The organism is Methylocystis parvus OBBP (assembly GCF_027571405.1).
Classification (GTDB): domain Bacteria; phylum Pseudomonadota; class Alphaproteobacteria; order Rhizobiales; family Beijerinckiaceae; genus Methylocystis; species Methylocystis parva.
On sequence record NZ_CP092968.1, the window covers coordinates 1,864,789 to 1,878,247 of the forward strand.

Consider the following 13,459-nt stretch of genomic DNA (forward strand, 5'->3'; position numbering starts at 1 on the left):
CGCCTATCTTTATCGCGGGTCACATCTGCGCCAATAGCTGTTGCAGGGCCTCGAAACCCGCCGGCTTGGTGAGCTGCCTGTCGAAACCCGCCGCTCGGGCGCGATCATAGACTTGCTCCTGTCCCCAGCCGGTCAGGGCGACGAGCTTGACGCCGCGCCCCTCCGGCAGGGCGCGGATGCGGCGGGCGGTCTCATACCCGTCCATTCCCGGCATGCCGAGATCCAAAAAAACGAGATCCGGCTTGAAGTCCGCCAGCGCCTCGACGCCGGAGGCGCCGCTATAGGCGACCTGGACAATCGCCCCGAAAGTCTCGAGAAACATGACGAGGCTGTCCGCGACGTCGTGATCGTCGTCGATCACCAGGATGCGGCGCACGGCGCGCAATTCCGTGGGAGCCGTCGCCGGCATGGACTCCTCCGTCGAATCTCTCGCGAGCGTCGGCAAGCGCACGACAAAGGCGCTGCCGCGGCCCGATCCTTCGCTTTGCGCCTCAACTGAGCCCCCATGCAGTTCAAGCAGGCTCTTCACCAAAGCGAGCCCGATGCCAAGACCGCCCTGTGCGCGTCCCAGGGTCCTGTCGATCTGCGTGAACAGATCGAAGACGCGCGGCAGCATCTCCGCCGGAATTCCGACGCCGCTGTCGCGCACGGTGACGACCGCCTCTCCCTCGCACCGTTCCACCATAAGCCAGATGTCGCCTCCATGTTCCGTATATTTCGCGGCGTTGTTAAGGAGATTGGTAAAAACTTGCGCAAGCCGCACCGGATCGGCGTCGAGCTCGAGCGCCTCTGACGGTAAAGCGACATGCAGGCTGTGCTGCGCATGATCGATCGTCGGCTGCGCCGTCTCCACCGCGTGGCGCAATATTTCGGCCAGATCGACGCGACGTTTCTTGAGTTCGATCTTGCCGCGCGTGATGCGCGACACTTCGAGCAGATCGTCTACGAGACGAACGAGATGCTCGACCTGCCGGTCGATCATCGCGAGCAGCGCCAGATCTCGCTTGGCCGTTACGGTCGCGGCCGCGTCATGCCGAAGGACATGGACGGCGTTGCGAACCGGCGCCAGAGGGTTGCGCAGCTCATGGGCGAGAGTCGCCAGAAACTCGTCCTTGCGGCGGTCGGCCGCCTTCAAAGCGTCTTCCACGAGCTTGCGCTCGGAAATATCGCGGCTGACGGTCGCAAATCCGATCGGCTCGTCGCGTTCGTCCCGTAACACGAACACATTGTAAAGCATCCATAAGGCTTCGCCGGTCTTGAAATGACGGAATCTGAGCTCGGTATTGGCGTGGCCTTCGCGCTGAACTTTCGGGAAAAATTCTTCGAATACGAAGTCATGGTCTTCCTGGAAAAAATAGTCGCTCATCCGCACGAAGAACGCCTGCTCCCGCGCAAGCCCGACGAGCTTCGCCCCGGCCGGGTTGAGATAGAGCGGTTCAAAATCCATGCTGCAGAAAGAGACGAACTCCATGCTTTGTTCGGCGAGAGCGACGAATTTCTGGCGCTCGGCCTCCGTATATTTGCGCGCTGTGATGTCCTGCGACGTCCCCACCATGCGAACGGGCTTTTTGTCCTCGAAAAAGACGGCCCCGGTGGCGGCGACCCAGCGTTCGGCGCCGCCCGAGCAGGAAACTCTATATTCCTCGAGAAAGATGCGGCCCGAACCGGGCTTCAACGCGCGATCGACCGCAGATCGAACGCGTTCACGGTCAGCGGGATGAATAACGTCGAAAAACGTCTGGTGGCTGATCGGCGAATTGCTCCGCGCGCCCCATTGCGCGCGCAGGCGATCATCCCAGATCAGTTCGCCGGTCTCGATGCGCCATTCATAGATTCCGATATTGCCCGAGTTCAGCGCGAGCTGGAGTCTGAATTCGCTCTCCCTCAAGGCGGCCTGGGCGCGGGCGCGCTCCGCCGCCGACCAGATGCGCTCAGCCACATCCTGGAGCAGCGCGATTTCCAGCAACGTCCAGACGCGCGGCGCGGCGTTGTGCGCGCAAAGCGCGCCGACCCAGCGACCCCGCTTCGACAAAATGACGCTTGCGAGCGCCGCAATGTCGCCAGCGCTGAACCGCTGCAGCTCATCCGGCGTAAATTGATTGTCAGCGCGGACGTCGGCGATCGCGGCGGCCTCTCCTCTTCTATACTGATCCAGCAAAGACGCGCCGAGATGGACGATCGGCACGCGGACCATGAAAGGCGCGACGCCGCGCGCATAACTCTGCCGCACGACATAATCGTCTCCCTCGATGTCGGCATAGGAGACGCGGCTGACGTCGAGCTGCTCGGCGAGGAGACGGCAAGCCGTCGCCTGGATTTCTCCAGGATCGGCGAGCGGACGCAAGGCGTCGATCAGCTTCAGCATGAACGCCTGACGTTCTTCGCTCTCGCGCAGCGCCGCTTCGGCCTTCTTGCGAGCGTCGATATCGATGATCATTCCGATCCATTTCGAGGGCTTGCCGTCATGCCCGAAAATCGGCGTCGCCCGCACATTGATCCAACGCCACCCGTCTCCCTGCTTGAGACGAAATTCTTCATTGATGATTTCGCGCGCCGCGATCGCATCGCGCCATTGACGCTCCGCGCTGACTCTATCGTCGGGATGGATGGCGCTCACCCACCCTTCACGAAGCCATTCATCGGGCGTCTGCCCCGTGAAGGCGCGCCAGGTTGGACTGTCCGCGACGACGACGCCGTCCGCGTCGGCCTCCCAGATCGCCTGCGCGCAGGATTTCACCAAACTGTGCCAGCGCTGCTCGCTTTCGCGCAGCGCATCTTCGGCCTTTCTGATCTTTGTGATGTCCATAAAGGCGCCGATGGCGCCGCGCGGCTCGCCCTGCTCATCATAAAGCGGCATGGCCTTGGCGAAGACGGTGATCGCCAGACCATCGTCGCGCAAAACGTCGATGACTTCGCCCCCGACGACTTCGCCGGCCGCCGCGCGCTGCATCGGCAGATCGCCCGTCAGCATTTCGCCGCCGTTCCGAAACGCTCGAAAACCCAGGCTCTCTCGGCCGGCTTTCGACAATCTGCTTTCGCTTCCGACCCCCAACATCTGCTCGAGAGCGCGGTTGCCGTGTATGCGCTCTCCGCTCTCGCCGCTCGCAATGGCGAGGCCGATCGGCGCCATGTCGAGCAGCGCCTGGAGTTCCGCCGATCTGAGACGTTCGCGCAACTCGCTCTCTCGCAGCGCTTTCTCGGCGAGCGCCCGTTTCGCCGCATCCGTCGCGCGCTCAGCGGCTTGAAGAATGAGTTCGACCTCCTCGCGCGTCCAGGCTCTCGGCGCAGAAGATGCGACGACGAGAGCGCACGCCTCTCCATCATCGACGCCAAGCGGCGCCGCCGCCAATGCGCGACTTTGAAGCGCATTGGCGCAAGATTCGAGGCCGTCGCTCCCTTCCAGGACGTCGGCGACGGCAAGAGGCCTGCTCTGCTCGATGCAGCGGACCAAAGCTGCAAAACCCCAAACGGGATAGCTCCCGGCGGCGCTTTCGAGGGCCGGACGAAAATAATCCGAGCTGATTGCGACGGCGTTTCTGCTTTTGTCGAGATCGACAAAAAATACGCGATCGGCGGAAAGACGCTCGCCGAGCATTTGACACGTCGCCTCCCTGATCGCGTCGGCGTCGCTCAGGGAACGGAACTTGTCGCCCAACGCGACGAGAAAAGCCTGGCGCGCCTCGCAAGAAGCCGCGGCTTTGACGGTGCGCCGCAGCAGCAGCGCGCCGTCGAAACCGCCGGAAAACCCACAAACGTCGACCGATATACGAGGCTCTGACGGCGAAACGATCGAAAACGCGTTCCGCGCGCCGCAAAGCACGGCTTCGAGGCCGTTCAAAAATTGACGCGAGAAGGAATCCAGAGTTTGTCGTTTGTGCAACAGGTCGAGCAAATCGCTGCCGATCTCGCCCATATCGCCGCATTCAAGATTAGCGGCCATCCACAGATCGTTTGCGCCGATGACGCGGCCGCTGCGGTCGAGCAACGCCGCTTCATACGGAAGCGCGTCCATAACGGCCTCAAGTAAAGCTACAGCTTTACTCTCGCTTCCAACAACATTATCCATTAAATTCAAGCGTATGACCTCGCGCGCAGCGTTACGCAGTGATTTACTAAAATTCGCAATATGCCTATCTTTTTTCAATAGCAAAGCGCTACCTGGACTTTCGGGTAATTTATCCTCTGCGCAATTGATTACGTGTTTCTCCGGAGTTCCTTTGTCGCACGCCTTGCTGTACTAAACAGTTTAGCCGCAGGCTCGAACGACTTAGGCGAAAGCTTGTCTTTAGGCGTAATGCTGTTTCAGCAATGCACAGAGATGTTCAGTCTTGGGTTATATTGGCCTCTCCTCCTTTTGGACCCGAAGCTGCACATGCGCTGGCTTGCGTCTCGAATCCTCAGGCGATGCGCGACGGCGATCGAGCGCGCTGTCGCAACGGCCCATGCGGCGCCTTTGCCGCTTCGCATCACAATGGCGGGGATCGGCTCCGCCGTTGCAGCATGCGCGCGCCTCGCTCTTTTGCGCGCGTCCGACGCGCGGTTGCCCGATGCGGTCGAATATCTTGTCGTGATTCTGGCCGGATTGCTTGGCGGACCACTTCCGGGCGTCCTCGCGGCCTTCGCCGGCGCGCTTTCGCTTCTCTGGCTTTCTGATTCACCGCTGGGCGAGCGCGTCGTAGCCGCAACGCTTTTCATTGTGATAAGCGCATGCGTGCTCGCGCTCGAGGCCGCTTATCGCCACCTGCGTCTTCGATCCGATGCAACCGTATCGGAACAGATCGGGGCAATTGCGCTCGCAACGCCGGGCGTGGTCGGCACGTTCTTTCTGGATGAAAAGCGCCGCGTCGCCTATCGCTACGTCTCCCCTAAGGCGAAAGCGGTCTTTGGCCTCGATCCGGGCGACATTTGCGCAGATGCGGGGGCATTCTACAAACGGCTCGACCCCAGCGAACTCGAGACCATCAATCAAAGCCTGTTCCGCTCCGCGCGCGACCTTTCCTTATGGGTTTGCCAGTTCAGCTTCGCGCATCCGGAAAAAGGCGCTGTCTGGATGGAAGCGCAGGGCGCGCCCGTGCGCGAGAAGGACGGCTCCATTGTCTGGCACGGCTACGCGTCCGACATCACATCGCGTAAAAGCGCCGAGCTTTCTCTTGCGGAAAGCGCTGCAAGGCTGCAGGCGACGGTCGACGCGGCTCAGGACGCTGTGTTGACGATGGAAGAGTCGGGACGCCTGCAGACCGTGAATCGCGCGGGCGTTATCATGTTCGGTTATGGGCCAGGCGAAATCGCCGCTATGAATGTGGGCGCGCTTATCTCGCTTGACGGCGAAGACGAGAAAGAATGGACGCCGCCCGAAGCCGGAGAGAGAGTCGAAATCATGGGGCGGCGCAAAGGAGGCGCGTCCTTTCCGGCGGAACTGACCCTGGGGGAAGCGATTTTCGGGGGCAAAAACCTACGCGTCGCCTTTATCAAGGACCTGACCGAACAGCGAATGATCGAACACCATCTGGGCGAACTGTATCGCAGTCGCTTCAAGGCGATAGGAGGCATGGCCGCCGAGCTTGCGCATGAGATCAACCAGCCGCTCGCCGCCAACGCGACCTATCTGCGCGTTGCGCGTCGTCTCCTCGAACAATCCCCGCACGCCGGCGATGCGGCGATCATTGAGGTTTTGGACAAGGCGGCGGCGCAGACTTTGCGCGCCGGCCGGATCGTCACGAGCCTCAGAGAACTGGTTCGCTCGCGGGAGCCCGACAAGACGATGGTCTGCCTGCATGAGGTAATCGGCGAAGCTCGAGAAGAGGCGCTGGAGAATAGCGAGATCGTAGGCGTGCAATTTGAGCTGAGGCTGCGGGCCGCCGAGGATTGCGTCATCGCCGACCGGGCGCAGTTGAAGCAGGTGTTCGCGAGCCTTATTCGTAACGCCGTCGAGGCGATGCAGTCCTCCGAGCGCCGCGACCTCGTGATCGAGACGTCCAACCCTGGCGACGGCACGATTCGCATCGATGTGATTGACTCCGGCTGCGGACTGCCTGAATCCTCGGATATTGGGTGCTTTGAGCCGTTTACGACGACGAAAACGAAAGGCATGGGCGTGGGCTTGTCGATTTCGCACACGATCATCGAGGCGCATTACGGGCGAATCTGGGCCGCTCCCAACGCCAGCGGCGGCGCAGTGTTCAGCTTTACGCTGCCGTTGCAAGACGCGGAAGTCGACGCATGAGCGAACAACGTATCGTCCACGTTATCGACGACGACGCCGCGGTTCGCGACGCCGTGGGGCTTCTGCTCAGCACCGAAGGCTTCAAGGTGCATACCTATCCCTCTGCGCTCGCTTTCCTGAACGCCAGCCTTGCGCATCGAGACGGCTGTGTCGTCACAGACGTCCGGATGCCGGAGATGAACGGCATCGAACTGATTTCAAGAATGAAGGAAGAGCGGATTACAAACCCCGTCATCGTCCTGACCGCACATGCCGACGTGCCGCTCGCCGTCGAAGCCATGAAGCTCGGCGCCGTCGATTTGCTGGAGAAACCATTCGAGGACGCGGCGCTGCTCGCAGCGGTCGACATGGCGCTTGAACGCCGCAATGCGGAAGAAACGCGCAGCCGTGAGTCGGCGGCGATCAAAAACAGGCTCGCGAGCCTCACGCGCCGTGAGAATGAAATTCTGGCGGGTCTCCTGAAGGGGCTTTCAAATAAGGTCATCGCGCACGACCTCGGCATCAGCATCCGCACGGCCGAGGTACATCGCGCAAATATCATGGCCAAGATGCGCGCCGGCAATCTCGCTGAACTCGTCAAGATGGCGCTGGCGGCCGGCGGATCCAGCGGCGAATCCGAGTAATCTTGCCGGCGCGCCGCGCGGCTTTACGCCGAACCCGTTTGACCGAGATCGACGCCCGTCGTCGGGTTGGTCAACGGATTCGACATTGTTCGGGCCGTAAAGCTCGAAAGGTCGCTTTGCTCGGAACTCGTCAATCCGACGCTTGCGTCGCCTTCCCCGCCATCTACGGGAATTCCGCCGACAATGTCGTCCATGCGCCGCCATTGCGGACCGGCGTTCCAGGGCCCTTCGGCGTCGCCCTCGCCTTGCGAGGTGTTGACATAGAGATCGGCGTATTCAGGAATGCCCTGCAGCTTTCCGGGCGGGAAATTCCCTTCGATGGAATAAAGAGCCTTTTCGAAGGATTTTTGATGCGCGATCTCGCGCGTCATCAGAAACCCCAACGCTTCCTTCACGCCGGCGTCGTCCGTCACATTGATTAGCCTTTCATAGACGATCTTCGCGCGCGCTTCCGCCGCGATATTCGACCGCAAATCACACGCCGGATCTCCGATCGAATCGATATAGGCCGCCGACCACGGGACGCCCGAGGAGTTGGTGAGCGCTGGTCCGCCGCCATAGAGTATCGACTGCGTGTGGCTGTCGCCCCCTTGCGTGACCGAGCGGTAGAGATCCGCCTCCGTCTGCGTCGCCTCCGCCAGCTCGCCTTTCACGCCCTTGTTCAGCATCGCCACAATGCTGCCGATGATCTCGAGATGGCTGAGCTCTTCCGTCGCAATGTCGAGCAGCATGTCCTTGCGCCCCGGATCATCTTCGGCGAGCGCCTGCGTGAAGTAGCGCATCGCCGCCGCAAGTTCGCCTTGCGGCCCCCCGAACTGCTCCAGAATCAGGCTTGCGAGCACGGGGTTGGGTTCGGACACGCGAACCGTATATTGAAGCTTCTTGTTGTGCGTAAACATCCGCGTCTCCTGTCGGAAGGGCTTTTGCCGAAACGCCTGTTCGACAGGCCTTGTTCCTTGAACGATGCAAACGCCGTCGCTATTCGGCGGCGACCGGAGCCTGCAACTCGTCTCCACGCGCGGACGGCGCAATTTCCTTCTCGATGCGCCGGAACGTAGCAAGGGCCTGACCGACGACCTGATCCATATTGTAGTAGCGGTAGGTCGCGAGCCTGCCGACGAACCACACATCCGGCTGCGCGAGCGCCAATTTCTCATATCGCTTGTAAAGCTCCATATTTTCCGCCCGCGGAACCGGATAATAGGGATCCCCCTTATCGCACGGATATTCGTAGGTCAGGCTCGTCTTCTCATGCTGCTGACCGGTAAGATGCTTATATTCCGTGACGCGCGTATAGGCTTCGGTTTGCGGATAATTGACGACGGCGACCGGCTGATGCCGTCGTTCCTTTACGGTGACATGCTCGAATCTTAGAGAACGATAAGGCAGTCTGCCGAAGCGGAACTGGAAATATTCGTCGATGGGACCGGTGTAAATCAATCGACGATAGGGAATCCGTCCGCGCGCCTCGTCGAAGCTCGTCTGCAACATGATTTTGATGTTGGGGTGATCGAGCATGCGATGGAACATGCGCGTATATCCACCCGCCGGCATGAACTGAAAAGAATCGCCGAAATATCGATCGTCGCGATCGGTCCGCGTGGGAACGCGCCGTCACGGATTTATCCAGCTCCGACGGCTCCACGCCCCATTGCTTCTTTGTATATCCCCGAAAAAACTTCTCATATAGCTCGCGCCCGACAACGCTGACGACCACGTCCTCCGACGTAAGAATTTCATCCCGCTTTTCCGCGCGCTCGGCGAACCACCTCGCCAAGCCGCGCGAATCGAGATTCAATCCAAAAAGTCGGTTCACCGTATCGAGGTTGATCGGGATGGGAAGGAGCATCCCGTCGACCTTTGCGAGCACACGATGTTCATAGGGCCGCCATTGCGTGAACCGCGAAAGATGGTCGAAGATCGGCTCGGAATTTGTATGGAAGATATGCGGCCCGTACTGGTGGATAAGGAGACCTTCGTCGTCATAGCGGTCGTAGGCGTTCCCGCCTACATGGTTTCGCTTGTCGATGATCAGAACGCGATCGCCGCGCTGCGACGCGAGACGTTCGGCCAGCACGCTTCCCGCGAAGCCGGCGCCGACGATAAGCCAGTCAAACACTGCGCGCCTCCGCCATCTCTGAGTTGTCTGGGGTAACGACGTCGAGATGTTGACGCATGCCCGCCCATGTCTCGTCCCATGACATGCGTGAAAGATGCGCGTCGACGGACGCCAGCCATGGCGAGCGCGGCCGATGAAGCAGAAAGTCAATCTTCCCGGCGAAGGAGTTTGCGTCCGCCGCGATTTCGACGTCCCCCCTTTCGCCATATGGTCGAACCACGTCCTTGATCGGCGTGGAGACGAGCGGCACGCCGGCCGCCAGGAATTCGGGCGTCTTCGTAGGACTGATGTAGCGGGTCGCGTCGTTGATCGCGAAAGGCATGAATCCGACGTCCCAGCCCGCGAGATATCGCGGCAGGGATGCGTAATCCTTGCAGCCGAGCCAGTGGATATTGGCGGCGCGCGGCAAGGTTTCAGGATCGATCTTGGCCGTCGGACCGATCATGACCAAATGCCATTCCGGCCGCAGCGCCGCGAGTTCCGCCACCAGCTTCAAATCCATGCGCTCGTCGATAACGCCGAAGAACCCGATGCGCGGATGCGGAATTGAACTTTGATCCGCCGCTTCGCTTTCGACGAAGCGCGCCTGACGAAAATGCGCGCTGTCCACGCTGCTGGGGAAGACGTGAATATTGCCGTGCCGTTTTCGCTTGGCCTCATAGAGCGAGTGGCCTCCAACATAGACGACATGACAGCGCGACATGAGCCGGCGCTCCATTTGAGCGATGCCATTCGGCGCGCCGGCGAAAGCCGAAAGCTCATCCATATTGTCGTAAACGCAGCGATCCGGCTCGAGCGCTTCCGTAAATTGCAACGCCATCGGCGTATAGTACCACGCGATGAGGCGCTGCGGCCGTATCTGCGAAATCAACCGCGCAAGCATTATTTTCACGGCCGCGTTTCGTTGCCGTTGGTCGAACTCTTTCGGGAGCAACGGCGAGACGACGGTGACACCAGAGGAATCCGCCTCGATATGAAGAAACGGCGGTCCGTCGAAATCTCTCGGCTCTTCGACATACCAGGTCGTGAACTCGCGCGCCGCGCGCGTCATCAAATGTTGCGGCCTTTGAAAAACGAAACTCCATCGCAAATGTGAAAAGCAAAATAGATGTGTTGACGCATTTTTGTTTTTTGTCCGCGAGCGCGCCATGCGATTTCCTCCTCGGCGCGGCAATGTTGCTAGCGCCAACTCGATACGGTCATGGATTTCCCCCCCTTTTTTGTAACGAGATCGCAAGCTTGTTTGTTCCAGCGTCGCCGTTGGCCGCATTTGCGCTAACGGCGCGCCGTCGTCCTCGTCAGACGATCTGAGCGAGATCGGTCATAACGGCGGCGAGAAAACGTCCTGCTTCACCGCCGGAGACGACGCGATGGTCGAAAGTCAAGCTGAGTGGAAGAACGGCGCCGACCTTTACGCATTCGTCCCTTACGATCGGCTGGCGACGTATTTTCCCGGCGCCGAGAATGGCGACGGTCGGCGGCAAGACGACTGGAGCCGCATAACGGCCGGCGATCGTTCCGAAATTCGACAAAGTGATCGTCGCTCCGCGCAACTCTTCGGGCGGGATGCGCCGCGCTGCGACGTCGGTCCGCATACGATCGAGGCCTTCCCTCAAATCGGCGGCGCTCCGCGCTCCGACATCGCGCAAAACCGGAACGAAGAGGCCATCTGGCGTGTCGACGGCGATGCCGAGGTCGATCTTGCGCAACCGGCGCAATGAAAGCGTCGCGCTCTCATACCAGCTGTTGAGAATAGGCTCCGCCTCGCAGGCCTTCGCCAAGGCGCGGATCAGGCGGATCGTTATGTCTGCTCCCGCTTCCCAGCAATCGATCGCCACGTCGTCCATGAGCGTCGCCGCGGCGACCTCGGCTTGAGCGAAGGACATGTTCTGAGCCATGGCCCGCCGAAAGCCGCGCAGCGGCTCAGCAGGCTCGATCTCGGACAGGAGCTTCGCCACGCGTTGCACGTCTTGCGCCGTGATCTGCCCATCCGGACCGGAAGGCGTCACGATGGCGAGATCGACGTCGAGCTTGCGCGCCAAAGCGCGCACGGCCGGAATGACGCGGATCTGAGCGCCGGCGCGCGCCGTCGTAGCGACGTCATGCATGACGCTGGCGCCCGTCTCAACCATGCCGACCACGGTGCCCGCATCTTCGTCCCGCTCGCCTTCGAAGGCGACGAGAGGCGCGCCGACGCGGACGATCTCGCCAGCTTCGCCAAACAGGCGCTCGATCCGGCCCGCGCGGGGGGACGGGATCTCCACGACGGCCTTTGCCGTTTCTACGGAAAGAAGCGGTTGATCCAGCGCGACCTCATCGCCTGGCTTGACGCGCCATTCGACGAGTTCCGCTTCCTGCAGGCCCTCGCCGAGATCGGGCAACCGAAAGGTCTTCATGCGCCCTCCATCACGCCACGTATCGCGCCGATGATGCGTTCGACGCTCGGTATGTAGTCGCGCTCGAGACGATAAAGCGGCACGACGACGTCATAGGCGGCGACGCGACATATGGGCGCTTGGAGGGAATAGAGCGCCCGTTCTCCGATCTCCGCCGCGATTTCTGCGCCGAAGCCATTGCTGCGCGGCGCCTCCTGCACGATTACGCAACGCCCCGTCTTTTCGACCGAGCGAAGGATCGTATCGAAGTCACAGGGCTTGAGCGTGGCGACGTCTATGATCTCGACCTCGACGCCTTCGCCCTCAAGCGTCTCCGCCGCGAGCATGGCTTCCCGGACCATCGCGCCCCAGGCGACGACGGTGACGTCAAGCCCTTCGCGGGTCATGAAGCAGGCGTCGAGCGGCAGCGCCTCGCCATCGTCGACGACCTCCTGCTTGAAAAGGCGATAAAGCCGAGTCGGCTCCAGAAAGACCACCGGATCGGGATCGCGCATCGCCGCGAGCAGCAATCCATAGGCGCGCGCCGGCGTCGATGGAATGACGACCCGCAATCCCGGAATATGCGCGAAAAGCGCCTCGGGACTTTCCGAATGGTGCTCGGGCGCGTGAATCCCCGCGCCGTAGGGCGACCGCAACACCATCGGGCAGGACAGGCGTCCGCGCGTCCGGTTGCGCAAACGCGACGCATGATTGATCATCTGATCGAAGGTCGGATAGATGAACCCGGTAAACTGTATTTCAGCGACTGGACGCAAACCCATCGCGGCCATTCCGACGGCGACCCCGGCGATCCCGCCTTCGGCCAATGGCGCGTCGATCACCCGCTCCCGTCCGAAGCGCGCTTGCAGCCCGTTCGTCGCGCGGAAAACGCCGCCATTGGCGCCGATATCCTCGCCGAGCAGCAGCACGCTGTCGTCGCGCGACATCCCGCATGACAAAGCGGCGTTGACCGCTTCGACAAGATTGAGTTCAGTCATGCGATCCCCCAGCCGAGTAGCGACGCGCGGCGTCCCGCTGGCTGCGCAGGGAGATCGGCAACGTCTCGTAAAGCCAATCGAACATCGCGGTCGCATTTTGAGGCGGCGTCGCAAGATATGCCGCGACGGCGTTCTCCACCTCTTCGCCGCATCGCTTGAGAAGCAGCGCCTCCCTTTCCTTCGACCATAGTCCCTTGCCGAGAAGATAGGCGCGCAGGCGCGCAATGGGTTCGCGCGTCCAAGCCCGACGCACGAGATCGGCGTCGCGATAACGCGTCGCGTCGTCCGCGGTCGTATGATCGCCGAGGCGGTAAGTGAGCGCCTCGATCAAAGTCGGACCTTCGCCGGCGCGCGCTTTGGCGATCGCCCGCCGCGCGACGTCATGCATGGCGGCGACGTCGTTTCCGTCAACCTGCCGGCACTCGATTCCCGCCGCGACGCCCTTTTGGGCAAGCGTCGGCGCGGCGCATTCGAGCGAACGCGGCGTGGAAATCGCCCAGCCATTATTATTGATGACGATAATGACGGGCGCATTCCAGACGCCCGCGATGTTCAAGGCTTCGTAAAACGCGCCATTCGCCGTGCCGCCATCGCCGATGAATGTCACGGCGACCCGTTCCTCGCGCCGCAGCTTGAAGGCGTATGCCGCGCCGACGGCGTGCGAAATCTGAGTCGCAACCGGCACGCAATTGGGAAAGTCGGACCGGCATTGCTGAAAGTCGCTGCCGCGCTCGTCGCCGCCCCAATAAAGGAGGCACTCCGTCATGCTCATGCCGCGCGTAAATTGCGCGCAATGATCGCGATAAGACGGCACGAGCACGTCTCGCGGCTCCATCGCCGACGCAACGCCGACGCCGACGGCCTCCTGGCCGAGCGCCGAAGCGAAGGTGCCGAGCTGTCCCGTTCGCTGCAAGGCGATCGCCTTGCCGTCGAAGAGCCGTCCGCGCGTCATCGCTTCGTAAAACGCAACCAGCTTTTCGTCCTCGACCGGCGCATTCGGGACGAGCAGCGCGCCCTCGACCGACAGATATTGGACGAGTTCGATCTGCGTATCCATGCTCTCGTGCAGGCCCATGGCGGTTCCCGAGCCGGCGCGTCGCGCGCCTCTGGCCGGCGCGCTA

At 61.5% G+C, this 13,459-nt stretch carries 8 protein-coding genes and 1 pseudogene; 2 read left to right on the top strand and 7 right to left on the bottom strand.

Features of this window, described 5'->3' with window-relative positions:
• Positions 1–19 precede the first annotated feature (19 nt).
• Positions 20–4,012, bottom strand: a complete 3,993-nt coding sequence (locus MMG94_RS09120) for a PAS domain S-box protein (RefSeq protein ID WP_016918253.1) — start codon at positions 4,010–4,012, stop codon at positions 20–22.
• A 360-nt stretch (positions 4,013–4,372) separates the two neighbouring features.
• On the opposite strand from MMG94_RS09120, the gene MMG94_RS09125 reads away from it, so the two are divergent.
• Entirely contained in the window at positions 4,373–6,223 is a 1,851-nt protein-coding gene (locus MMG94_RS09125) for an ATP-binding protein (protein ID WP_162129665.1), read from the top strand.
• The gene (fixJ, locus tag MMG94_RS09130; RefSeq protein WP_016918251.1) at positions 6,220–6,846 is read left to right on the top strand and encodes a response regulator FixJ; all 627 of its coding nucleotides are present in this window, start codon (positions 6,220–6,222) and stop codon (positions 6,844–6,846) included. Before MMG94_RS09125 ends, fixJ begins: the two co-directional genes overlap by 4 nt.
• Before the next feature lie 23 nt (positions 6,847–6,869).
• Here fixJ and MMG94_RS09135 read toward each other — a convergent pair whose 3' ends face one another.
• The 6 genes and pseudogenes from MMG94_RS09135 to pdhA all read right to left on the bottom strand — a co-directional run bounded on the left by MMG94_RS09135 (position 6,870) and on the right by pdhA (position 13,413).
• Positions 6,870–7,745 (bottom strand): manganese catalase family protein, encoded by an 876-nt coding sequence (locus MMG94_RS09135; protein WP_016918250.1) that lies wholly within the window; start codon positions 7,743–7,745, stop codon positions 6,870–6,872.
• A 79-nt stretch (positions 7,746–7,824) separates the two neighbouring features.
• Positions 7,825–8,965, bottom strand: a pseudogene (glf, locus tag MMG94_RS09140) (UDP-galactopyranose mutase).
• Positions 8,958–10,016 carry a glycosyltransferase gene (locus tag MMG94_RS09145; RefSeq protein WP_016918248.1) on the bottom strand — a complete coding sequence of 353 codons (1,059 nt, stop codon included), beginning with the start codon at positions 10,014–10,016 and terminating at the stop codon, positions 8,958–8,960. Before MMG94_RS09145 ends, glf begins: the two are co-directional and overlap by 8 nt.
• 247 nt (positions 10,017–10,263) lie before the next feature.
• Positions 10,264–11,361 (bottom strand): dihydrolipoamide acetyltransferase family protein, encoded by a 1,098-nt coding sequence (locus MMG94_RS09150; RefSeq protein WP_016918247.1) that lies wholly within the window; start codon positions 11,359–11,361, stop codon positions 10,264–10,266.
• The gene (locus MMG94_RS09155; RefSeq protein ID WP_016918246.1) at positions 11,358–12,338 is read right to left on the bottom strand and encodes an alpha-ketoacid dehydrogenase subunit beta; all 981 of its coding nucleotides are present in this window, start codon (positions 12,336–12,338) and stop codon (positions 11,358–11,360) included. Before MMG94_RS09155 ends, MMG94_RS09150 begins: the two co-directional genes overlap by 4 nt.
• Complete coding sequence (gene pdhA, locus MMG94_RS09160; protein WP_016918245.1) at positions 12,331–13,413, bottom strand: pyruvate dehydrogenase (acetyl-transferring) E1 component subunit alpha; 1,083 nt, start codon at positions 13,411–13,413, stop codon at positions 12,331–12,333. Before pdhA ends, MMG94_RS09155 begins: the two co-directional genes overlap by 8 nt.
• Between the last annotated feature and the right edge of the window lie 46 nt (positions 13,414–13,459).